Genomic DNA, 22,818 nt, shown 5'->3' with positions numbered 1-22,818 from the left:
ATATCTACACCTCGATATTCGTTATTTTTTTAATTAACAGAAACCCAATAATTCCTGAAACGAGTCCCGCTGCAAGCAGTGTAATCCCAATTGGATGATGAAAGAGTGTTCCAATATAGTCAGGCTGAATCATATAAAGGAACATTCCCAGAAATACAGGCAATAGTGCAATTACATAGCCTGATAACCGCCCTTGGGCTGTAAGGGTAGAGATTTGCCGATGGATTTTCGTGCGGTCACGGATCGTTTCGACAATCTTGTCAAGCACCGTTGCAAGATTTCCACCAACTTGCCGTTGAATTAAAATGGCCTGGATCATTAAATCCAAATCATCACTTGGCATCCGTTCCTTTAAATCGTTCAATGCATCTTCAATACTTTTCCCATATTGCATTTCCTTCAAGACGAAATCCATTTCCTCCTTAATTGGCGAAGCTGCTTCTTCCACAACAGATTTAAGTGCCTGCGGAAAGCTAAATCCTGCTCGTAAACTTCCGACAATGGTGGTAATCATATCAGCAAGTCCTTCATTAAACTTAGTGACTCTTTCGCGTTGTTTTTTCCTTAAAAACCATTTGGGGAGTACGAAACCAATTGAACCTCCAAGGAGGATAAAGAACCAATTACCCGTAATTAAATAGAATACACCGCCTAGAAATGCCGTTAATATCCATTGAAAGAGGATATATTCCTCTGGCTTTAGCGGCAATCCCGCCCGGGCAAGCTTAGTTTCAAGTTTTGTGTTTTTTTCTTTTGTTAAAACCTGTTTTTGAATTTTTTCTTTCATCAAGTTGATAAAAGAAAACTGCTTTACTTTAACTATGTCTACGCTTGCCTTTTCCTCATTAATCGCGAGATAATGTTGCATTCGATCCTGTAGCGTATTTTTTGAACGAAAGACTAGTTTGAAAATGAACCAAAAGAAAAAAACAGCGGTTAATAAAAAGAAAAATAAGAGTAGATAGATCAATGCCGCCACTCCTCATTTTCAATAAACACGGATGCGGGAATATGAATACCGGAAGCTTCGAGACGTTCATAAAATTTTGGCCTTACTCCGGTCGGGACAAGGCGCCCAATTATTTTCCCTTCTTCGTTAAGTCCCTCCTGTTTAAAAGTAAAGATATCTTGAAGGACGATGATTTCGCCTTCCATCCCTTGGACTTCGGTGATACTGACAATTTTTCTAGAACCATCTTTTAGCCGGGACTGCTGGATAATCACATCAATGGCTCCGGAAATTTGTTCCCGAATCGCTTTCACCGGCAATTCAACCCCAGCTAACAGGACCATCGTTTCAAGGCGTGAAATCATATCCCGCGGGCTATTGGAGTGACCTGTTGCGAGTGACCCATCATGTCCTGTATTCATGGCCTGCAGCATATCAAGGGCTTCACCGCCGCGAACCTCACCAATAATGACACGATCAGGTCTCATCCTTAATGAATTCCTAACAAGATCTCGAATGGAGATGGCTCCTTTTCCTTCAATATTAGGAGGGCGTGACTCTAATGAAACCACATGCTCCTGTCCCAGCTGGATTTCGGCAGCATCCTCAATCGTTACAATTCTTTCGTCTTCCGGGATAAAATTGGATAGAACATTAAGTGTCGTTGTCTTGCCTGATCCTGTTCCACCGCTTACGAACATGTTCAACCTTGCTTTTACACACGCATCAAGAAAGATGGCCATTTCCTTTGTTACCGTTCCAAAGTTAATCAAATCTTCAATTTGATAGGGATCCTTTGAAAATTTTCTAATGGTTATCGTAGGACCATTTAATGCCAGCGGTGGAATAATGGCATTCACACGTGATCCATCTGGAAGCCTTGCATCTACCATTGGTGAACTTTCATCGATTCTCCGCCCAAGGGGAGCAACAATTTTTTCAATCACGCTCATGACATGCTCATTGTCTCGAAATTCCACGGTTGTTAACACGAGCTTCCCTTTCCGCTCACAGTATACTTGATTTGGTCCATTCACCATGACCTCCGAGACATCCTCATCCAATAGCAGTGGATTGATCGGACCGAATCCCGTTAAATCATTAATCATGTCATCTACTACTTTTTTTCGATCAATTTGACCGCGAAACTCTTCTTCATCTTTAATAATCTCAACTGCCATTCCGTCAAGCTTTGGAATAATATCCTCAATTTCCTGTTCTTTTAACTCTTGCAAAATTTTACGATGCAGAACATTTTTAAGTTCATGATTTTTGTCTAGTTGACGCACCCTCACCTTTTCTTTCTTCTGTTCCTTCTTTTGTTCTTTTGGCCGATGGTCGCGATATACCTGCAATAGATCATGCTTTGGTGAGGGAGTTTGATTTTCAGGAGGAGAATCTGTGCTGCTTGACTCCCTTTGGAATTGATTGTTTTTTTCTTGAATTCGATGTAAGAGACCCATTTATTCAATCCCTCCTATCTTTTTTGGAAAACCATTTGCCTAAATGGGGATTCTTTTTCTTGGACTTAAGCGTGCTTGAACCATTTCCGCCCGATAAGAGCTCCGCCATTTTAAACACGCCTTTTGCCACATCTGACTTCCCATGCTTGATCACAAATGGAACCCCAAGATTAATCGATTGAGAACAAATTTGAAAATCATTTGGAATATATATTGGATTTTCTGCGGCTAAGATTTTTGCCGCATCAGTTGCTTTAATCACACTTTCCATATTTGCACGATTAATGACGACTCTTACCTTGTCTCTAAGTCCCAAAATATCGAGTGTTTCCAAATAAAGTTTTGTATTTTTTAATGCCGCCATTTCCAAATTGGTAATGACAAGGATTTGATCTGCCCTCTCAATGAATCGAAGCGATTGCTCATTTAAGCCTACCGGTGTATCGACCAAAACATAATCGTGTCCAATCAGCATGATATCCACTACTTTGTCAGCAGCCTCATTTGTCACTAAATCGGCATACTCCGGCCGGTCCGGGGCTGAAAGAACTCTGACTCCGCTTTCATGAACAGCTAAATAATTGGCAAGGCTGTGCTCGTCAATGATCCCTATACTCTCAATCACCTCTTTAATGGTGAAGGAGAACTTTAAATCCATCGCAAGGTTAACGTCGCCAAACTGAAAATCACCATCCAAAATAGCCGCTGTCACATTTTTCTTCATTAGAGCAACGGCTAAATTAACGGTTAGTGTAGTGCGACCAATACCGCCTTTTGCACTGCAAACAGCTATTAATTTCCCCCGCTGCGGTTCTAAATTAACTTGTGCAGTCTGCGTATTTTCATGGCTTGTCATGAATGGTCACCTTCCATAACTTAATCATTTTGCTTCGGTTTATTTTCTTCCGTCATTAGTGGACGTTTATTTAAGATAAAATGAATCTTCCCTGCTTCAGAGGCATTCACAAGCTTTACAGCATCATCTGGTTTTAATTCTAACGTGACAGAGCTATATTCCGCATAGGGCTCCTTGGTATTTTCCGGTGTCTGCATCTTCCTGCCTACCGCTAATACCCGTGCTTTTTTAAGCAACATCACCGATTCGGTTATATCTTGATTGGCAGCGTCCTTGATTATTTTTGTAAAAACAACGTCTACTTCATCTTCAGGCTCTATTAAATTGGAGACTGACTGGTTAATGTTTACACCAACGGATACGGCTGTGAAGCCTTCCCTCACTTTGCGCGACACATACACACCTTCCTCTTTCTCCGTGCCAAGCCGATGAGAGAAAATCGGTTCGCCTCTTTCAATCATGGCTGTCGCAAGTTTACCTTCAGCTTCAGATATTGTTTTAACTGTTTCTGGAAGAATGTCTTTTTCTGATATTTTCACTATTTCCAGCTTCTGAGCACTAATTTTTTCGTTTTTATCAATTTTTTCCCTCGCCACCACTACATCAACCATTTCAACTGCTGCAGCTGGTTCTGTATTCATCTGCTTCATATATTGAAAAAACAAAATGGTGGTTATAGCCCCCATAACAAGTGATAGCATTAAAACCATTTTCGCTTTCACAATTATCACCTACTTCGTTAATCGAATGCTGTATGCTCCTCTATCCTTGCTTCCCTCGACATATTCTCCCGAGCCTGCTCTTTTTATAAAAACTCCAGTAATGGAAGTATCATTCGTATTCATCGGACTCGTAATGTAAAAATAAGCAAACCCTGTTACTTGAACTTGTTTCATTTGTCCGCCGCCATAATTATATGGTTTATAGACTAATACCAAGAGAATCCTCGAACAATCGCGCAGGCTATAATCACCAGGAGGCTGTGAACACCCATTGACACGCATATTGACGACATCCCTGGTTTTACCGGCTATATTACCGGTTTGGGTATCAATCACATCATTAATTTTTATTTCCGATTGATAGCCTACACGCAGATTTTCTTCGTATGTCTTCGCCCCTGGTCCGCCGAGCGCTAATATTCCAAAATTACCGGTAAGTGAATCTGATGAATCGACCTTTAATTTATACTCCTTCAAGTATTCAAGCGGGATACTTTCATCAATTCCCAAAGGGGCCGCACCGACCGATTTGCCAACAGCAGCCAGGCCTGCAGCCGCATGTGCCTTGACATTTACCTGTTCCAAACCAAAAACTCGGGCAAAGGAAAGATCTACAGGTTTCGTTAATGTCGCTGACACTTTCTGACCTAAAGTAATATCCAGCTTGGACAATGATGCTGCGTCCTTATGGGCATTTAATACAGTTTGAACTGTATCCGTTACTTTTTTCTCTGTATTAGTCAACTCTTGTGCACCTGAAAGGACGGCGGCATTTGCTTCCTTTTGCAATTGACTTTTTTTCATATAAAGTAAGCTGCCATCTATTGCAAGTCCAGCCATAAACAAGATGAACATCAATGTGACAGCACCAAGAATCAGGGCATTTCCTTGCTCATCATTTACTATTTTTTTAAAAAAATACCGCATACAAACACCTTCTATTCGACGCGAATCGTTGAATCCGTTTCAATCATAAACGGGGAGGGAAACAGCTTTGACACAAATGGCGTAAAAAATTGAAAGGGATACCGCAGGGTGACCTTGACATAGTCTCCCGAGTGCCTTAAGGAATCCTTCGGTGAAGGTAAGACCACTAAATCCGTTTTGTTCCCTAAATGAACGTATTTTTGGGCAAAGGCAGTAAGATCCGCATCCTTTTCGCCTAAACCGGCAAGCCTTACTGTTTCCTGTGCAGCCATGTGTAAATGGGCATAGGAATAGGTTAATCTGCCAAAATCAAGGATACCCACCAAAATCAATAAAAAGATTGGTAAGATGAGTGCTGTTTCAACCAGCGATTGGCCTCGTTCATCTTTTCTCATAACGGGAGAACACCTGGGAAAAAGATTTGGTACAGTGCTCCAGCTGCAATCGCAACACCGTATGGGAATGTTGACTTCCCTGTCTCTTTGCCGTCGATGAGCGAAACATGCAGACCATGCTTTAAACTATGGATATAGTAAAGGGTTCGTTTGAGGAACCCTTTACGAAAAAGAAGCACAAAAATAGCGATGATTCCGCCTGCTAACGCCATATATAGGGAGGCCCAGAGCACAAACCCGATTCCTTTTATGCCGCCAATAACACCCAGCAGCTTAACGTCGCCCGCTCCCATACCGCCAAGAAGATAGGGGATGAATAAAATTCCTAACCCAACAGCTGTCCCCAGCAATGCCGTTGTCAAACCGGAAAGGCCGCCAGTTGCAGCATGGATGATCCACGCCAGCAGGAGACTTGGGAATAGCACCACATTGTAAATCTTCCGTTCCTTGAGATCCGTAATGACGCAGATGATTAAAAGTATAATTAATAAATAATTACTCCACACTTCGTGCGCTCCTTTCTAAAGAGGTCATGGTCGGCAATTCTTATTTTGATAGAAAAACAGCCTCACGTTTGCAGCAAAACGCAAGGCTGGATGATAAAAATGGTTCTAGATTCACTATTCATCGTTCATGTTTGTTAATGCTGTAGAAGCCTTAGTGAATAATGCTGTGATCTGAGTTCGCATGGTGATAAGGATGGTAACAACTCCAACAGCAATAACACCTAACACTAATCCATACTCTGTCATACCTTGTCCTTGTTCTTCAGTTAATAAAGCTTTCATTTTGTTCATCATTTGTAAAAACCCCTTTTCATTTTATAGTTATATAGTTTCCAATTTTCGTTTCTGTTTTCTGAATGGTGCCTGCTGGCAGTTCCAGTACAGAATATGCTTTTTTTCGAATCTTTCCTACCTTTGCAGGCTGTACCGTTTCGTCCATGCCTACAATTTCTAAATCTTTGCTTAAGTATAGGACATCGATGGAGTATTTCATGAAGAAGGTATGGATCGATTGGCAGGGTTGGATTAATAAGCCGTGTCCTGCTGGTAAACTTTTCGAAAACATCAGACCCTTCAACCTTTTAAAAAAGGTGTCCGCGGTTGATACATAGATTGCCAGTTCCGCTCCGTTTGTCAGATTCACGACTTTCAATGATTTCACCTCCAAAATAGAAATAACCCCGCCTTTACCGAAAGGGGGGTTAATAGACATAGAAATTTATATACACATAAAAAAGCTATGTATACATACATATCTAATATGAAACACCCTTTTCTTTCGGTAACTGGCTGGCGTAGTGCAAAAGCACCTTAGCCCCTGTAGCTTTGCGTCACTGATTTTCATCAGTTTTGCCTTTATCGAGAATCAGTGTTTGTTTTTCCGACTGATCTCTTACACACATATTAGTACTTTTTAAACCTATCGAATATCCTACTAATTTATCATTTTATGTCGAAAAGAGTAGGTATTTATTACTATTTTAATGTTCAACCCTTAAAAAATATGAAAAATATCCGTAAATAAGTAATCCTCATCAGTGTCAATGGGTATATTTAGGCGAATAAATCACATTATATCCGCCTATACATATGATGTAAAAAGAAAATGAACAAAGGGTGGTGCTCATGCCAGCAATTGTTGGGGTTGCACAGGTCATTACACTTGGAAACAGCTCAGTTTTTCATATTGGCGATGTCTATAAAATTATGCCATTTGCTACGGCCAAAACATTTTCTGGAGCTGGTTCCTTTAATACAGGCGATCAGGTTGATGTTTACAACCGATTAAGTTCAACAAATACTTCTGACCCGGATGTCATAGACCAAAATAATTTCCTTAATATGTAATGAACGGGTGGTCAAATTGAATTTTTATATTCAGCAGTCCATTCAGATTAATTTCATAAAAATTGGCGGAATTACCAATTCCTCTGTCCTGCAAATTGGCAGTGCCGGAATCATAAAGCCTCTAGCACATCTATATAATACTGGCGGTTTCATAAAACCGGCGCCAGCAGGAATTAAACCAGAAGGACAAATACCGGCACCTTCAGAACAAATACTGACACCTTCAGTACCATTACAAGCTCCGGTCAGGTAATGGAAAAACCTTGTCAGCCTTATGAACTTGTGGAAAAGAAGCAAATCCAACTGAGTTTGTGCATATAGTTAGAACACAAGCTCAAAAAGGCGATTCGCTGGCGAGGTGATTTACTTGTATCAGGATCTTTACCAATATCTTCAATGGCTGCAGATGTCTATTCAGGCGCAGGAGAAGAGAATTGAAGCTTTAGAACAGACAATTCAAAAATTAAGAGCTGATATAACGCAAATAGGGGAGAAACCCGCGATTAATGTGGAGAGGATTGAATATAAATTTGACCAATTGAAAGTTGAGACTCTTGAAGGAACGTTAAATATTGGCTTAAATCCTAACGATTTATCCGGAATTGAAGACTTTGCAGTACAAAATCAATCATTAAAAACCCCATTTTCTCCAAAAGAACAAATGCGAATATCAATGAAAATTGAAGAGGCGATCCATGACTATTTAGAAACGGACTTACCGCTAATTGTGAATGATGCTCAAAGGAACATGGCGATTCCAGCTAATGAATCCTATTTGTCCTTCATTAAAGAAGATATTATCAAACAGCTGCCTAACCGGATCGACTATCATCTTAAAACGAACTCCGCTAAGGTTCAGCCAGATACGAATGCCCCTCCAATCGAAGAAATCATCATCGAAGCACTAAAGCAGGAAATACAAAGTGGTGTTATCGTCTTTTTAACTAACTTACCTGAGAATATGAAAGGAATGAAGACGGAATGAACTTTGAAGTTTACAATCGCATCCTCCATGTCGATAATATTAAAATCATGGCGGTCGCAAGCTCCTCGTTATTTATGATAGGAGATACGGAAACCATCCAGCTGACATCTGCATTTGACACACCGCCAGAATCCTTAATAATTGGGCCATTTGTTCCGTTAGAACGCGATGTGACCCCTGGATATGCTAACCCGAATCTCTAGCGTAGACCATATCGAAGTAAAGCAAGTGGCTTTCAGCTCCGTTATTCAGCTTGGAGATTCCTGCATTCTTAATGGATTTTCCAGGGCCCTTGCTATTCAAAGGGAAGCAGAAATATTCTACGGGGATGAAGGTAACTTTCCTTCCTATCGAACTTTTAAAAAGCCTCTGCCATTGCCGCCTATTACCGAATCAATATCTTTTTTACGCCACAATATTAATCCCATCATAAAAGTTAATAACATTGATGTTACGGCTGTTTCTTCTTCGTCGGTTTTACATGTTGGAAACACTCGAAATGTTTCGATGGAGGTAAGAGTTAAGCATATCCGTCAGCTGTTGCTCGAAGGCCATGAACAGGACATATAATTAATGCATATGCTAGTATAGGTCAAATATCTAGATAGTTCATACTGAAAAGGTGTGTTTTAATGCCAGCGATTATTGGTCCAGTACAAATCGTGAATGTGAGCGGAGGAATTGTCCAATTCGGAGATACTGTTTATATCTCTCCAAAGAGCAGTACGAAAACCTTTGCCGGCTCTGGAGGATTTAACACCGGTGGCTTAATCGTCGCGAATAATGGAATCAGTGGTACAAATGTACTTGATACAAATTTGATTGACCAGCCGATAGCCGGGAATAATTAAAAATGACATAAACCATCCATGGGTTTATGTCATTTTTCATGTTTATTCTACTTTTAAAATGTGCGCTCCATCAAAGAAAAATAAATATCTTTCTGTGACATCTCTTTTCCAGATTTGTTCGATCGCCTTCGTATATAAGTTAATCTGCACCCTGTATCTTTCTTCAAGGATTGGTGCGGCCTGATGAAAGCCTCCCCTATACCTTCCTGTTATTCCATCTGTTTTATAGTCAATCAGGACAAGCCCATGATCATCCTCCAGAATACAATCAATGATTCCTTGGACAAATACAAATTCATCTGCTTCTTTCCAGTTTGGGTAAACCTCACTAGCAGGCAATGAAAGAGTGAATGGAATTTCCCTGTGAATGGCTTTGGCATGAAAATATCTTCTGCCTAGATTTGAGTTGAAAAATTGCACTATTAATTCACTGTCAATAACCGCGGACTGCTCCGGAGTTAACAATTCATTGTCAACCATCCAATCTAATTGCCTCCGAATGGATTCTTCACTAACAGGGATTGTCAAATCCACATGCTGCATCACCATATGCATCGCCGTCCCCCGTTCGGCAGGGCTCAACTGTTTTTCTTGCATAAACTTTGGCCGTTTTATAATTGACTTTTTAAATCTTCGAACTAATTCCGTACCGCTATGCTCATCCGTCATTTCTGCGAAGCGTTTAATTTCTGAAACAGATTGCTTTGAACGATGGACTGTGGCATCGGGGAAGGAATATTCCCATGTCAGCCGGTCCTTTATTTCCATAGCAAATGAAGATTCTGCCGGGACTTGCTCAAACTTTTGAACTCTTTCCAGAAAATAATCCTCTTGCATGTTAAGTTTCGTTTCCTGTTTTTTAATTTCTTCTGCACTTTTCACTTTAATTTTCCAAGAAGACGGATGCTCAGTGATTTCCACCGGTACACGTTTACCTTTTTCACTTGTATTCCTTAATTCATCGCAGTTTTGATGACGGATCAATGCCGGTCCAATCCAGTCGATATAGCTCATGGCCGATGCCCGCTCAAAATCCTCTAACAGCCATTCAGTATGTGAGGAAACATCATTCCATTTGTCGATTGCTTTCGCCGCATCCTTTAAAGCTGCTGTCATAAAGAGCTTTTCTTTCGCCCTCGTCATCGCCACGTATAAGACACGCATCTCCTCTGCTAGCATTTCCATTCTTTTTTTCCGTTTAAAAGCAATTTGCGGGAGGGATGGATAGGAAATACGTTTCTCTGCATTTACATATTTAGCCGCAAATCCAAATTCTTTATCTAGCATGTAGGACTTTCGGATATCCATCATATTAAAATTCCGTGCCATCCCCGCCATAAATACAACTGGAAATTCAAGCCCTTTACTGCTATGAATCGTCATAATCCGGACAACATCCTCCTGCTCACTCAGCGCTCTTGCGGCCCCGAGGTCATCTCCTCGATCCATCATGCGCTCGATAAATCGCAAAAAGCGAAATAACCCGCGGAAAGAGGTCTGTTCATAGGCCCTTGCCCTGTCATATAAAGCTCTTAAGTTAGCCTGACGCTGTTTGCCTCCAGGCAGTCCGCCAACAAAATCATAAAACCCAGTATCCCTGTATAACTGCCAGATTAATTCTGAAAGCGCTCCTTGTCTTGCCAGCGAGCGCCAGCTTGTTAACCAATCAAAAAAACTTCGGACTTTAGCATAAAAAGGCTCTGTATCTTCGGCTGTTTTACTCAAGCAAAAGGAAGAAACGGCCTCCCAAAACGAGCCATGCTTCCTGTGAATGCGAATTTTAGATAAATCCTCTTCATTTAATCCGACGATGGGTGACCGTAACACCGAAGCTAAAGGGATATCCTGGTATGGATTATCAATCACCCTGAGCAGTGACATCATAATTGATACCTCTGTCGCTTCAAAATATCCAGTGGATAAATTCGCATAAATCGGAATTCCTTGTTGCTTAAACTCTTCAATAATTTGCGGTGCCCAGGTCATCGAGCGGAGGAGAATCACGATATCCCGATACATAATAGCGCTTTGCGATTTTGTTTTTGTATTATATACAGGTGCACCTGCTGCAACTAATTCTTTAATCTTTCCAGCTATGACTCTTGCTTCAAGCTGCGATTGTTCCAGCTCTGCTGCATCAAATTCAGCCGCTTCTATTTCGCCTTCCGCTTCTTTATCTCCGGCCGCTTCTGCCTCTTCCGCATTTTGATCAATTAGCAGCACTTCTACCGGATATGGATCTTCTGCTGGGTATGGTGCACCCTTTATCAATTCCGCCGCCTCATCATATTCTATTTCTCCAACTTTGATCCCCATGATTTGTTTGAATAAATAATTGGTGGCATCAAGTACTTCTTTCCTACTTCTGAAATTCCGTGCCAAATCGATTCTTAAGCCAGAATCAATGCCATCCACCCTAAAGCGGTTATATTTACTTAAGAAGAGATTTGGCTCTGCTAGTCGAAAGCGGTAAATCGACTGCTTGACATCGCCGACCATGAATAAATTACCACTTGCTTCCCCATCTTTTGTTACAAGTTTTAAGATCGTTTCCTGAACCATATTTGTGTCTTGATATTCATCACAATAAACTTCTTTAAAATGCCCGCGGTAAGCAAGTGCTGCTTCTGATGGGAGAAATTCACCTTCAGCTGAAATGGCTTCTGTCAATATTGCGAGACAGTAGTGCTCTAAATCGGCATAATCAACAAGACTTTTTTCTTTTTTTATTTTTTCAAATCGGTTTGAAAATTCTCTTACCAGATAGGCAAGCGTTTCGACAAGTGGCAGCATCTCTCTCATATCACGTAAAAAGCTTTCCGGTTTCCTGGAAAAGAGCTCTTCTTTTACATCTTGGATTTTTTTCTTCGCCTTTTCCCGGAGCTTCTGGGCCTTATCAGTCAGGTCCTTATCATAGTGGTCTCCCTTAACCTGTTTTGCCCGTGAAAATGACCATGCTTGCATCGCTTGATGTAGTGTCGCCCATGAATCTTTTTGCGCTGATAAAAGTGTTTCAATGACTAGCAAATCATCTAAGAAGTTTTCGGCTCTCGGCGCCGGGCCATTTGGCAGTTTGGTTACTTCAAGCCCTCGCTTGATCATTTCCTTTGCCGCTTCTAATTGCAATTTAATATCGAAAAGAAGTGCCTCTGTAAACGGGAGATTTTCTATATTGTCTCCATCTGCCACGTCATACATGGAAACAATAGATTGTAAATACTGCTCCGGCTGGGGGTTTGAACGGGCAAAATCGTAGATTGAGCGCACAATTTCCATTAATCCAGCATCACTTCGATCACTCGTGAACGAATCGACTAAAGTAAAAAAGGCCTGATTATCCTTTTTTCCATACTCTTCTTCAAACAATTCATCCATTACTTCATCTCTTATTAATTGTGCCTCCGTTTCATCGGCAATCCGAAAACCCGGGTCAATATCAATTAAATAATAATACTTACGGATGACCTCCATACAAAAGGAATGCAGAGTTGAAATCGATGCCTTATTTAATAAGGTGAGCTGCTTTCGTAAATGTCTTGAACCCGGATCCAGATCAATTGCTTTTTCCAATGCTTCCCCAATTCGATGCCGCATTTCTGCTGCGGAAGCATTGGTAAACGTCACGACCAACAATTCATCAACATTAAGCGGATCATCCATGGAAAGAATTTTTTGGATGATTCTTTCCACAAGGACAGCAGTTTTCCCTGAACCGGCCGCTGCCGCTACAAGGATATCTTTATTCCTTGCCACTATTGCTTTCCACTGATCATCTGTCCAGGTCACACCCTCTGGCTTCGAAGGGATCATGAAATTACTCATTCTCCTCTGCCTCCTTTCTAATTAACGCCAAAATATCTTCCTTCGAATGCGGTGTCAGCATCCGATAACGATTACTTTCAATCGATTCATCAAATTGGCATACCGATTTAAAGGAGCAAAATGTACATGGTGTCTTGTCCTTTAGCTTATATGGGGCGATATCGATTTGTCCTTCAATAATGGCATTACCTGTTTTCTGGTATAGTTCGCGGACATGATAGCGTAAACGATCAAATTCTTCTAAACTTGCTACCTTTGATTTTTTAGATAAGTTTCCATCTTTCTTGATCCCTGCCGCTACAATTTGAGAGTCTCCGGATTCCAGCGTTTGATCCATTAATTGGATGACCCTTTGATCACTAAGCATTAATCCATTCATTTTAAATTTTTTCATCATTTCTTTTTCGATTTCATCTATGGTTAACATTTTTTTTGCATTAATAAATGGATTGTGAACATGGAAATAAAGGACACCTGCTGGACTCGCTTTCATCTCTACTAATTCATTGGAATGAGTAATGACAATATCAAGATAGGTCAGCATTTGCAGGGCAAGACCATAATAGACCTCAGTTAAATTGACATCCTTCTCACTCGATTTATAATCAATTACCCGCAAAAAGACACTGTCATCTTCCGCTTTTGCTTGATCGACCCTGTCAATACGCCCCGCTAATTCCATTCTTTTTCCATTCTTTAATGAAAAGGCTAATGGGGGCAGGTCACCATTAGGGCCAAACCCTAATTCTAAGCCAATCGGTGAAAATCCGCTCACTTTCGCATGCTCACTTAAAACAAGCGATGCACGAGTAATAATTTGTTCTAATTTCCGCGTAATATAATGATGGCGTTCCGAGCTGAGCAAAATTTCGTTTTGCAGCCTTGGTGCTAATGTCTTGATAGCCTCTTTGGAAAGGTCTTCACATTGCTTACGGGTTAACTCGGACCAGGACATATTTTGTTCATTGACAATGTCGGCAATCTGCTTTAAAGCAGCGTGGAATAATTCGCCAATGTCTGGAGCCTCCAATCGAAATATTTGCCGTTCACGAAGCTTCAGTCCATGCTGGGCAAAATGAGAAAAGGCACAGCCATTATATAATTCCATTCTTGAAACACTCGCCTGGATTGTCTCACCATATAATTCATCGGCAACCTCCTTAGAAAGCTGAATGGCACTGTTTGAGTAATAAAGGCTTGACAACACTTTTTGCGCCTTGCTTTTCCAAGTGCTTCCGAGGTAAAAGTTATACACATCCCACCACAGATTAGAAATTGGATAATTCCGCTTTTTCCATTGCAGCTGTGTGTTAAGATAGGACAAGGTTGTTGTGAAGTTTGACACAAAACTTAATTGCCTTGATTCCTCCACATCGGCAGGGTCTGTAACGTAATACCCCTCACCTGCTTCAGGGAACATATCCTTAAGCCGCTTAATGTATGACGAAGAAATTAATGCTTTTCCTTCATCATTGGCAAGCGGATAGCTGACATAAAGCATGTCAGATGGTGCCGTAAAAGCTTTATAGGCAAGAAAATTTTCATCCAAGAGCCGTGTTCGGCTGCTTGGTGCAACATCGATGCCAGCTGCCAATAGCAACTCCCTGTCTTCGTCAGCCAGAATGCCTTCGTCAGAAATTTTCGCAGGCAATACCCCTTCATTGACACCAACTACGAAAACAATTTTGATCTCATTCAGCCTTGATTTCTCCAAATCACCAATTAGAACCTGATCAAGTGCAGGGGGAATAAGCGAGAAATTTAGTGAATCGAAGCCGGCCTGTAAAATAGCAGAAAATGTCTTTAGTGTGACCTGTTCTTCCCCGAGTATTTCAACATACTGGTCTAGAAGTTCAACAACTGCATTCCACACTTGCTCATGTTCCCTCATCCTTACCAGATTGCCTTTTTCTTCAGCAGCTATTTTCCATTTTTCGAGCTTATCCGGAATATCTAATTCTTCTAAATATAAATAGACGGCTTCACAAAGCTTACGTCCTGTATCAGCTTTTTTCACTCTCCTTGACAAACGTAATATTGGCGCAGTCACCATAAGCTTTAATTCATTCAATTCCTGTTCCATCGCTTTTTCAGCATCGGTTTGGACATTCCCTGTTAATTCCAGCCCTCTTATCCGTCGGTAAATCCAGCGATCCTTGTTCACCCATTTGCTGCCACTAATCCCGTAAGCTAAACAATAGTTTTCCAGCCTGTCCATCTTCTCGCGCATTTTGTCTGGATTTTCCTGAAGGGGATATAATAATTCGGTTTTTATCGCTCTAAATACTGGTTCATAGCGCCAATAAGTGTTAATTACTTCAAGACTGGAGCGAATCAATTCGATAAGAGGGTGATTGAGCATCGTCCTTTTCTGGTCGATAAAATAAGGAATCTGATAATCGTCAAAAACCGGTTCAACGATTTCATGATAATCCCCGCCATTTCTAATTAAGAGGGCAACTTCCCGGTAGCGGTACCCTTTTTTTCGGACCACATCGCGAATTTCCCTTGCAATCCCTTCAATTTCAGCCCTTCGATTGACTGCCTGGCTGATTTGAATTGCTGTCGTACCATGAAACGCTATGGCTGGCCGTGCATCAAATTCGCCCTCTAAATGAGCGAGCGCCGGCTGATTCCATTTTTTTTGTTCTTTTAGCATAATAGGCTGTTCAAGAACACAGCCGTTTGTTCTGGCTAAATCATAGACGTTGTAACATGTTTCACCAGAGGCCCGGAACAAGTCAAGCTCGTCAGGGGCTGAGTCTAAAAATAACCGATCCGTGGTCATCGCAATAGAAACACGTTTACAATGCTTCATTAATTCCGCCAATACGAGATACTCTTGCGGAGTGAAGCTATAAAACCCGTCGATGTAGATTTCTGCCTCTTTTAAGAATGCAGAGACTGATATTTTCTCTGCTAACAGGCGGAAATAGTCTTCTGAATCAATATATTTGTCAAAGATTTCGTCCTCAAATTTTGAATAAATCAATTCTAAATCTTTTAATTTATCATTCAGTGCTTTTGCATCAGACGTGTTCCCTAATCCAAACTTAACTGATTCTTGAATAAGTTCTTCTGGTTTAAGACAGTACCGCTTAAATTCAATAATCATTTGTTCCAGCTGCTGAATAAAACCATTCTTATCAGCCGCACGTTGAAAAATCTTTAAATTCTCTTTCTGCTCGTCAATGATCTTACGAATTAGCATATTCATTCCGACACTGCTTAAATGGGTACGGCTAATCCCGCCTGTTTCCTGCAGAATTCGCCATGCCAAACGGGGAAAGCTGAACACCTGCGCACGTATCATTCCGCCTACTTCTGAATTTGCGGCTAAACGGTATTCAGATAAAAACGTCATTTGCTCAGGTACGATATAAATTATGGGTGTGCCTTCTGGGGATTCCGCGAGACTTCCAAGTATTTCCTCGAGAAACATCGTTGTTTTTCCGCTCCCGGACCGTCCAATTACCATTCTTACCGCCAAGGGTATCCCTCGCTCTCTGATAAAACTTTATATCTTCCATTCTACCACAAAAGGAGTACAAACGTTTGTATTTCCACCAATGGGATTCATTCCTAAAATGGAAAAATAAATAAAAAGACACGATTTTTTCAATCGCGTCGCCCCATTGTTTACTATTTAAAAATGAACGTCCATTTCATTTAAAGGCCAATAGCGTAAATCCACTTTTCCGACTACCTGACTTGCATCGATGAATCCGAATTGACGGCTGTCCCAGCTTCCCAACCGATTATCGCCAAGGACAAATAATTTTCCTTCCGGAACCACATTTTCACCGAATAATTCCTTTAAACTAAAATCTCCAGTAAGTTTCATTCCAGGTGCCTTTTGCTTATATGTTTTTAAAAACGGTTCCTCATACTTATGACCATTAATATATAACAAATCATCCCGGTATTCGATTTTATCCCCCGGCAGCCCGATAATCCGTTTAACAAAGTCCTCTTTGGCATTTGCATGAAACACGATGACATCAAATCGGGTCAATTCTCCGACTTGAACTCCTAGCTTATTCACAACCAGTTTATTTCCGTCTTGAAGTGTAGGCATCATGGATTCGCCTTCAACAATATAATTAGAAAAGAAAAATGTCCGAATAAAAATAAAGATAATAATACCTATCGCAAATGCTTTAACCCATTCCAGTCCTTCCTTTTTCCACTCAATTTTCATTGAAGCTCCTCCGTTTCTCCTTCTCTTTATTTCTATCTATTTCCCCATTATGGTCAGTTTCTATGCTCTTATTCAACCTTACTTCAATTCTTTTCCCTACATACCAAAGAATAAAAATAATAAGCAGCACGAAAACCGTACGAAAAGGCTTTGTTATTAATGAACGGAGATCATAACCAATAAAGCTGATTGTAAAGATCATCACCATTTTCCCAATACACACTGCCAGCATATATTGAGCAAACCTTATTTTTGACAGGCCAGCAACAATGTTTACGACCGCGGAAGGGGTAAATGGAAAACATAGGATTAAGAAAAGGGGACCGAACCCATGACGGTCCACCCAGTCCATCAAATTACGTACCTTCGGGTGTTTAGGCAAAAAAGATAATAGTCGTTTTTGTCCATACCTTCTGATTACCGAAAAAACAAGTAAGGCTCCAGTACAGGCTCCCATCCAAGAATAGATAAATCCTAACCAAAGTCCAAAAGCGCTGGCATTTGCCATTACGAACACAACTAACGGGAGAAATGGCAAAAATGCTTCAAGAACGATTAGCAATATACCTGGAACTGGTCCAAGTGCCCGATATTCTTGTATGAGACTCATTATATGTTCTAGTGTAAACCACGCTTTAAGTGAGTCGAAGTCCATCCCATTCTCCTTTAATTAGTTGCTCCTTGAATTTTTGTACAAAACCTATTGTGTAATAAATTGATGAAGTGCCTCTTTATTTTTTTCAACATCGATATCAAGCACTGAGCCCTCTCCCTTAATCCGCGGCTCAGTAAAACTGTTTTCAATTGGTATACGCAATGTTTCAATCGTCCCTCTATTATCTGAAAGGAAGTCTTTAGCCATAAATAATGTGTCCGAGGCGTCCATATTTGTGTTAACGTATGGCGAAACAACGCCTATTAATTTTGGAAGCTTCGCGATTGTTTGAAACCCTCCCAATTGGTCTTTAATGGCTTTTACAGCCTTTTGCTGGCGTTCTACCCGTCCAAAGTCACCAATAGCATCGTGACGGAAGCGAACATAGCCAAGCAAATGTGCACCATCTAATCTCTGCAGGCCAGGCTCTAATGTTACATCAATATTCTCTGACATTTTCTTTTCCACATCAATCTCTACACCTTTTGGAAAAGCTTCATCAATTAGCTGGACAAAGCCTTGGAAATCTGCAATTGCAAAGTATTGCAAGTCAAGATCGAAATTCTGTTTAATTGTTTGCCTCATTAATTCCGGTCCGCCAAGTGCGAATGCTGAATTGATTTTATGCTTGCCGTGCCCTGGAATCGTGACATAGCTGTCTCTCATAATCGAGGTTATCTTAAATGTGCCCTTATCTTCGTTATAATGGACAATCATAATGGTGTCAGATCGAGACTTTTCCTTACCTCGCGCATCGCTTCCCAGCAGTAGCACGTTTGTGTCCCCATATTGATCCTTCTGCCCTTCAAACGTATACACAACATTTTCATCTTTCGAATCATTATTTATTTTTTTTAATGATTGGTTAACACCTTGTTTAAATTGAAAATAAGCATACCCGGCAATTGCACCAATTAAAAGTAAAAAAGCAAGCAAAATGGACGGCCATCTTCTCTTTTTCTTTGTTTGATGTCTATCAGCTCTCATTTATTTATCACCCATTCGTCCATGTTTTTTATCTTCAACTATATTTGACTGATTTTTCTTTATTTAGGTTTCCTCATTTAATTCATTTTCCCCTATCAAATATCCTTCTATTAATAAAAACTTTCTCATATATTGCATGAATTTTGCAATAAGAAAGACTCGCCGATTGGCGAGCCTTCAAGTTTGAAATGGGCCTATTGCATTTATTGTTTATTTTTTGTAAAATATATAGGAACATGCGTTCGAATTTTTAGAAAGGTGTAGATGGGCAGATGACCAGAATTCCTGAGGATGACCGTGACATTATGGAGAAGGCCATCTATTTACCGATGGTTCTAATCGTCTTAAACCGGGATTTAAATGTTGTAGAACACAGCCCCTTCAAATTAAAAAAACCATATTTGGATTTAATTGAAGCAACGATGAAGGAAATACAGAGGGAACTCTCTGAGGTAAAACAGTATATGAAAAAGAATCAACTTCAAGTCATTGAAACAAAACGGGACGATGCTTTTACGATGTATATGTTTATTTATAAAGGCTATGAAGAAAACCATAATTACTTTAATCCAAGGATTCGCAACAAGGTCCAGGAATTAATGGAGACCTACCTATTAAAAAAACACCTATCCCGCTAGCAGTTAGAAATACCTTACTATTCCTTTGAATCCTTTGAATTCTTTGAATCCTTTGAATAAAACTCATTACTTTCTGATGCCTTTGGTGACTCAGGTTTTTTTTCTAAATAAAACATCTTTTTCCTGCTATGTTCAACTCTTTGCAAGAGATTGTTTTGTAAAGTAAGAACTTTTGCAAATTGTGAATGAAACGAATTGTAGGAGATCGGAAAAGTTTGTGAATACCCATTGTGAAAAATGACTACTATTTGTTTTGCAGATATACGACGATAATCCTTTATTTGGTTAAGGAAGAACCAATAACAATTAACATTGTAAGGTGATGCCGTACAGAAAGCATAGATTCCGTTAATTGGTTCAATAACAATTGGAAGTTTTCGTGAATAGTCAATTAACAGCTTTGTCCCCTTCCTTTTGCTTTCATAATCGCAGCCATAGTAACTACAGCTGTGTTTAATATTTTGGATAGGATTAAACGGAGAGATAAATTCTACTTCTTCCTCAACAATACGGGAATACAGTTTCTTGTCGTATTCCACTGGTTCAATAAACAACGTAAAAGGGTTTACCACATATTTTCCAATTTCGATACCTACCAAAGGATTCACTCCTACTCGTTTTATTTAAACAACCATATCTTACCACCATTATCTATATATTCCATTAGTTTTTTAAAATTGTTACTTAATTAGTCACAAATTTTATGTCAAGAAAAATATTATCAGAAAATTATATATATCGTTGATATTATTTGAAAATCTCCATATAATTAAAAAAAGCATCAGAGGTGATTTTCATGAATGAAAAATCATACACGGAATTAATGAAACTTGGTGCCATGAAGAAAAATCGCATGAAGGAGAACTTTGTCCAGGATCTTTACATCGATATGCTCTTGTCGGAAATTCAGTTAACAGTTGAAAAAGAAAAATTACTCCGAAAAATTGATGTGGCCATTGACCGTCGGGACAAAAAGTCATTCCTCTCTCTATCTAGTGAGCTCAAGAAAATTAACAAACGATTTGGAACATGAAAAACCGCCAGTTGGCGGTTTTTATTTTTTATCTCTATTGATCACGATGTTTGATTTCATATTCCTCTAAAGTTGAAATCCGATCAAGCATAGACGGATGCGTATAGCGGAAAATTTTCACCAATAATGGCGGATTTACTTGACTTAAACCGGAACGGGTTAATTCTTGAAAAGAAGTAATTGCGGCATTAGGATTTTTGGTCATTTCGATGGCATACTTGTCAGCACGTGTTTCCTGGTAGCGGGAAGCCAAATTCGTTAATGGACTTGCTGCAAACAAGAGCATCGAAAGTATCATAAAAAATAACGGAAGAGAGCGAATATCTCGTACATCTGTTATTTTTAATTCCTTTCCCCAGCGCCTTACTGCCCAATTCATTAACCTATAGGTCAGGTAAAGACCGAGTAGTGAAAGCAGCAAGTAGCCGCCAATTCCGAAATAAATATGTTTTTCAACATAATGACATATTTCATGGGCCATGATAAATAAAATTTGATTATCCGATAGTTTATTTAATGTTGTATCCCAAAGAACAATCCTGGCATTTGAGCCAATCCCGGATACATATGCGTTTAAAGCATTGGTTTTATCAGCCATGTTCACTTCAAACACATGCTTTGCCGGAATATCAGCCCGATCAGCCAGGGTAAGAATCTGCGTTTCCAATTCTTTATTTTTTAACGGATAAAAATCATTATACAGCGGGTCAATGACGACGGGCTGGAGAAACATCATAAATAATGTAAACGGAACCGACAGCATCCACCCATAAAGCCACCAGCGCTTTTGGCTCTTCTTCATCAGCCAGTATAAAACCGGGACAATAATCAACCAGGTCCCATAATTAACCCAAAAGTCAATTAACTCATCCTTCATCCAAGAGGCAAAGGATTGTGTTGAGATATGATAGGTTTTTGACAAAGTATAACTAATATAATTTAGTGGAAACGTTGCTACAAAGGCAAAAAAAGATAACCAGATTAAATAGATGGGCATTTGCATTAATTTATGCTTCGCAGAGCTGTCTGCCCAGCGCTTAAACGCCTTTGAAAACCCAAATAACAAAATGAGAAAATAGAATAGCCATTCGAACGGCGTTGATAAGAAAAACAATAGGTTTCTAACTTTTGAATATTCCTCACTTAAGCTTAACTCTCGACCATTTAGAAAAGTAGCCGGGTCCGCTTTTGATCCTTGAAATTCAAATGGTAATGCTGTATTGGCAAAATGAAATAAATACCAATAAAAAAACAACCCATATAAACAAAAGGCCAAAACCGCATAGACCCCCATTTTTCTTACCATGATTTTGTCCCCCTTTGTGTACAGCCTCTCCTATACTTAGTTTAGTTAAAAAAAGTTATTTTAGAACATAAAAATAAGCCAGTACTGGGACTGACTCACAAGAGAAAAGAGTATAGTGCGAGGATCGCGATTGAACCGAGGACAACCACAATGACATTTGCACCTAAATAGGCAGCGATAAAGGCAGCAGCAGCACCGAGGACACCATCCCAAATATCATTCTTTTGAATAAAGAAGACAGCTGGAAATATCAACGCTCCAAGGGTGGCGTATGGAACATTTTTTAATACACCTTGAATAAATGGCGGCAGCTCCTTCCCTTTAAAAAGGACAAAAGGAAGCATCCGTGGAATAAAAGTTACCATTCCCATTCCAATTATCATCCAAACCATTTCACTCCTCATCATGTTCACCCCGATTTCTCGTTTTCATCACTTCCGCAATTTCGATAATAATAGCTGATAATAGTGTGGCTGTTACAATTGACCACCCCTGTGCCATTATATTTCCAAGTGTAAAAATAGAATTGAAGACCGCACCTAGGACGGCCAAAAAGATAACCTTTACGCTTTTTTTCATTGAGGGAACCAAGAGCCCAATAAACATCGCATAAAGGGCAACCCCCATGCTCTCTTGTAAGGTTTGCGGCAGACTTGCCCCAATTAGATGTCCGATTCCTGAACAAACAACCCAGCTTACATAAGCGACTGAATTTAGACCGAGCATAAATCCCGTTGACACTTTCCCTTCCCTTGTTGCCGCAACTGAGAAGGTCTCATCTGTTATACCGAAGGAATAAAAAATTTTGTTGAACAAATGGTCCTCTTCACTTTTTTCATTTAGCGTTGCACTCATAAGGAAATGTCTAATATTAACGATAAATGTTGTTAATATGATTTCTAAAATTCCTGTTCCATAGGCAATAAGACTTAATGAAATATATTGTGATGCCCCGGCAAATACAATGATACTCATGAACACTGTTTCATAAATAGACAGACCCGAAGTTTTTGCAAGTAGACCAAATGTCAGTGCAATCGGAAAATATCCAATCCCGATGCTGATCCCCGCATGGATTCCCTTTTTAAATTCAGATGATTCTCTATCAATTGCCAAATCTGCCAACTTTCTTCCCCCTTGTTGCAAGTACTCATATAAAATTAGATTTTAGCAAA

The 22,818-nt window shown here is 39.9% G+C and carries 26 protein-coding genes and 1 riboswitch; of the genes, 8 read left to right on the top strand and 18 right to left on the bottom strand.

Annotated features, from left to right (window positions below; genetic code table 11):
- Positions 1-4: 4 nt before the first annotated feature.
- The 9 genes from FAY30_RS07390 to FAY30_RS07350 all read right to left on the bottom strand — a co-directional run bounded on the left by FAY30_RS07390 (position 5) and on the right by FAY30_RS07350 (position 6,461).
- Positions 5-979, bottom strand: a complete 975-nt coding sequence (locus tag FAY30_RS07390; protein WP_223820919.1) for a type II secretion system F family protein — start codon at positions 977-979, stop codon at positions 5-7.
- Positions 967-2,412 (bottom strand): TadA family conjugal transfer-associated ATPase, encoded by a 1,446-nt coding sequence (locus tag FAY30_RS07385; protein WP_190284844.1) that lies wholly within the window; start codon positions 2,410-2,412, stop codon positions 967-969. The genes FAY30_RS07390 and FAY30_RS07385 overlap by 13 nt, the downstream gene beginning before the upstream one ends.
- 4 nt (positions 2,413-2,416) lie before the next feature.
- Positions 2,417-3,268, bottom strand: coding sequence for a CpaE/TadZ family protein (locus FAY30_RS07380; protein ID WP_149869263.1), 852 nt, complete (start codon positions 3,266-3,268; stop codon positions 2,417-2,419).
- Positions 3,269-3,288: 20 nt separating this feature from the next.
- The gene (cpaB, locus tag FAY30_RS07375; protein WP_190284843.1) at positions 3,289-3,990 is read right to left on the bottom strand and encodes a Flp pilus assembly protein CpaB; all 702 of its coding nucleotides are present in this window, start codon (positions 3,988-3,990) and stop codon (positions 3,289-3,291) included.
- A 9-nt stretch (positions 3,991-3,999) separates the two neighbouring features.
- Positions 4,000-4,917, bottom strand: coding sequence for a pilus assembly protein TadG-related protein (locus tag FAY30_RS07370; RefSeq protein ID WP_149869261.1), 918 nt, complete (start codon positions 4,915-4,917; stop codon positions 4,000-4,002).
- Positions 4,918-4,928: 11 nt separating this feature from the next.
- A complete protein-coding gene (locus FAY30_RS07365) occupies positions 4,929-5,312 on the bottom strand; it encodes a TadE/TadG family type IV pilus assembly protein (protein WP_149869260.1) in 384 nt (127 codons plus the stop codon).
- Positions 5,309-5,818: an A24 family peptidase gene (locus tag FAY30_RS07360; protein WP_149869259.1), complete on the bottom strand. Its 510-nt coding sequence runs from the start codon at positions 5,816-5,818 to the stop codon at positions 5,309-5,311. The genes FAY30_RS07365 and FAY30_RS07360 overlap by 4 nt, the downstream gene beginning before the upstream one ends.
- A gap of 114 nt (positions 5,819-5,932) precedes the next feature.
- A complete protein-coding gene (locus FAY30_RS07355; protein WP_149869258.1) occupies positions 5,933-6,112 on the bottom strand; it encodes a Flp family type IVb pilin in 180 nt (59 codons plus the stop codon).
- A gap of 16 nt (positions 6,113-6,128) precedes the next feature.
- Entirely contained in the window at positions 6,129-6,461 is a 333-nt protein-coding gene (locus FAY30_RS07350; protein WP_223820985.1) for a DUF192 domain-containing protein, read from the bottom strand.
- 134 nt (positions 6,462-6,595) lie between these two features.
- Positions 6,596-6,682, bottom strand: a riboswitch (cyclic di-GMP riboswitch).
- 261 nt (positions 6,683-6,943) lie between these two features.
- Between FAY30_RS07350 and FAY30_RS07345 the strand changes: the two genes are divergently transcribed.
- The 6 genes from FAY30_RS07345 to FAY30_RS07320 all read left to right on the top strand — a co-directional run bounded on the left by FAY30_RS07345 (position 6,944) and on the right by FAY30_RS07320 (position 9,001).
- Positions 6,944-7,165: a spore germination protein gene (locus FAY30_RS07345; protein WP_149869256.1), complete on the top strand. Its 222-nt coding sequence runs from the start codon at positions 6,944-6,946 to the stop codon at positions 7,163-7,165.
- 16 nt (positions 7,166-7,181) lie between these two features.
- A complete protein-coding gene (locus FAY30_RS07340) occupies positions 7,182-7,418 on the top strand; it encodes a spore germination protein GerPB (RefSeq protein ID WP_149869255.1) in 237 nt (78 codons plus the stop codon).
- 114 nt (positions 7,419-7,532) lie between these two features.
- Complete coding sequence (gene gerPC, locus FAY30_RS07335; protein WP_149869254.1) at positions 7,533-8,150, top strand: spore germination protein GerPC; 618 nt, start codon at positions 7,533-7,535, stop codon at positions 8,148-8,150.
- The gene (locus FAY30_RS07330; protein WP_149869253.1) at positions 8,147-8,353 is read left to right on the top strand and encodes a spore gernimation protein GerPD; all 207 of its coding nucleotides are present in this window, start codon (positions 8,147-8,149) and stop codon (positions 8,351-8,353) included. The genes gerPC and FAY30_RS07330 overlap by 4 nt, the downstream gene beginning before the upstream one ends.
- The gene (locus FAY30_RS07325; RefSeq protein WP_149869252.1) at positions 8,334-8,720 is read left to right on the top strand and encodes a spore germination protein GerPE; all 387 of its coding nucleotides are present in this window, start codon (positions 8,334-8,336) and stop codon (positions 8,718-8,720) included. The genes FAY30_RS07330 and FAY30_RS07325 overlap by 20 nt, the downstream gene beginning before the upstream one ends.
- 62 nt (positions 8,721-8,782) lie before the next feature.
- Entirely contained in the window at positions 8,783-9,001 is a 219-nt protein-coding gene (locus tag FAY30_RS07320) for a spore germination protein (protein ID WP_149869251.1), read from the top strand.
- A gap of 42 nt (positions 9,002-9,043) precedes the next feature.
- Here the strand turns inward: FAY30_RS07320 and addA are convergent, their stop codons facing one another.
- From addA to FAY30_RS07295, 5 genes are all read right to left on the bottom strand, one after another.
- Positions 9,044-12,823 carry a helicase-exonuclease AddAB subunit AddA gene (gene addA / locus FAY30_RS07315; protein WP_149869250.1) on the bottom strand — a complete coding sequence of 1,260 codons (3,780 nt, stop codon included), beginning with the start codon at positions 12,821-12,823 and terminating at the stop codon, positions 9,044-9,046.
- Positions 12,816-16,313: a helicase-exonuclease AddAB subunit AddB gene (addB, locus tag FAY30_RS07310; protein WP_149869249.1), complete on the bottom strand. Its 3,498-nt coding sequence runs from the start codon at positions 16,311-16,313 to the stop codon at positions 12,816-12,818. Before addB ends, addA begins: the two co-directional genes overlap by 8 nt.
- Before the next feature lie 156 nt (positions 16,314-16,469).
- A complete protein-coding gene (gene lepB / locus FAY30_RS07305) occupies positions 16,470-17,024 on the bottom strand; it encodes a signal peptidase I (protein ID WP_149869248.1) in 555 nt (184 codons plus the stop codon).
- The gene (locus FAY30_RS07300) at positions 17,014-17,679 is read right to left on the bottom strand and encodes a TVP38/TMEM64 family protein (RefSeq protein ID WP_149869247.1); all 666 of its coding nucleotides are present in this window, start codon (positions 17,677-17,679) and stop codon (positions 17,014-17,016) included. Before FAY30_RS07300 ends, lepB begins: the two co-directional genes overlap by 11 nt.
- Positions 17,680-17,724: 45 nt before the next feature.
- The gene (locus FAY30_RS07295) at positions 17,725-18,666 is read right to left on the bottom strand and encodes an LCP family protein (protein ID WP_149869246.1); all 942 of its coding nucleotides are present in this window, start codon (positions 18,664-18,666) and stop codon (positions 17,725-17,727) included.
- Between the two features lie 272 nt (positions 18,667-18,938).
- Between FAY30_RS07295 and FAY30_RS07290 the strand changes: the two genes are divergently transcribed.
- The gene (locus tag FAY30_RS07290; protein ID WP_149869245.1) at positions 18,939-19,304 is read left to right on the top strand and encodes a YhjD family protein; all 366 of its coding nucleotides are present in this window, start codon (positions 18,939-18,941) and stop codon (positions 19,302-19,304) included.
- 17 nt (positions 19,305-19,321) lie between these two features.
- Here FAY30_RS07290 and FAY30_RS07285 read toward each other — a convergent pair whose 3' ends face one another.
- Entirely contained in the window at positions 19,322-19,903 is a 582-nt protein-coding gene (locus FAY30_RS07285) for a competence protein ComK (RefSeq protein ID WP_190284842.1), read from the bottom strand.
- 197 nt (positions 19,904-20,100) lie between these two features.
- Between FAY30_RS07285 and FAY30_RS07280 the strand changes: the two genes are divergently transcribed.
- Positions 20,101-20,337 carry an IDEAL domain-containing protein gene (locus FAY30_RS07280; protein WP_149869243.1) on the top strand — a complete coding sequence of 79 codons (237 nt, stop codon included), beginning with the start codon at positions 20,101-20,103 and terminating at the stop codon, positions 20,335-20,337.
- A 34-nt stretch (positions 20,338-20,371) separates the two neighbouring features.
- Here FAY30_RS07280 and FAY30_RS07275 read toward each other — a convergent pair whose 3' ends face one another.
- From FAY30_RS07275 to FAY30_RS07265, 3 genes are all read right to left on the bottom strand, one after another.
- The gene (locus FAY30_RS07275) at positions 20,372-21,643 is read right to left on the bottom strand and encodes a M48 family metallopeptidase (RefSeq protein WP_149869242.1); all 1,272 of its coding nucleotides are present in this window, start codon (positions 21,641-21,643) and stop codon (positions 20,372-20,374) included.
- A gap of 95 nt (positions 21,644-21,738) precedes the next feature.
- Positions 21,739-22,047, bottom strand: a complete 309-nt coding sequence (locus tag FAY30_RS07270; protein WP_149869241.1) for an AzlD domain-containing protein — start codon at positions 22,045-22,047, stop codon at positions 21,739-21,741.
- Positions 22,037-22,768 (bottom strand): AzlC family ABC transporter permease, encoded by a 732-nt coding sequence (locus FAY30_RS07265; protein WP_149869240.1) that lies wholly within the window; start codon positions 22,766-22,768, stop codon positions 22,037-22,039. Before FAY30_RS07265 ends, FAY30_RS07270 begins: the two co-directional genes overlap by 11 nt.
- Positions 22,769-22,818 lie beyond the last annotated feature (50 nt).

Source organism: Bacillus sp. S3 (genome assembly GCF_005154805.1).
Taxonomy (GTDB): domain Bacteria; phylum Bacillota; class Bacilli; order Bacillales; family Cytobacillaceae; genus Neobacillus.
The sequence above is the reverse complement of the archived record's forward strand: the minus strand, read 5'-3'. Positions and strand labels throughout refer to the sequence as shown.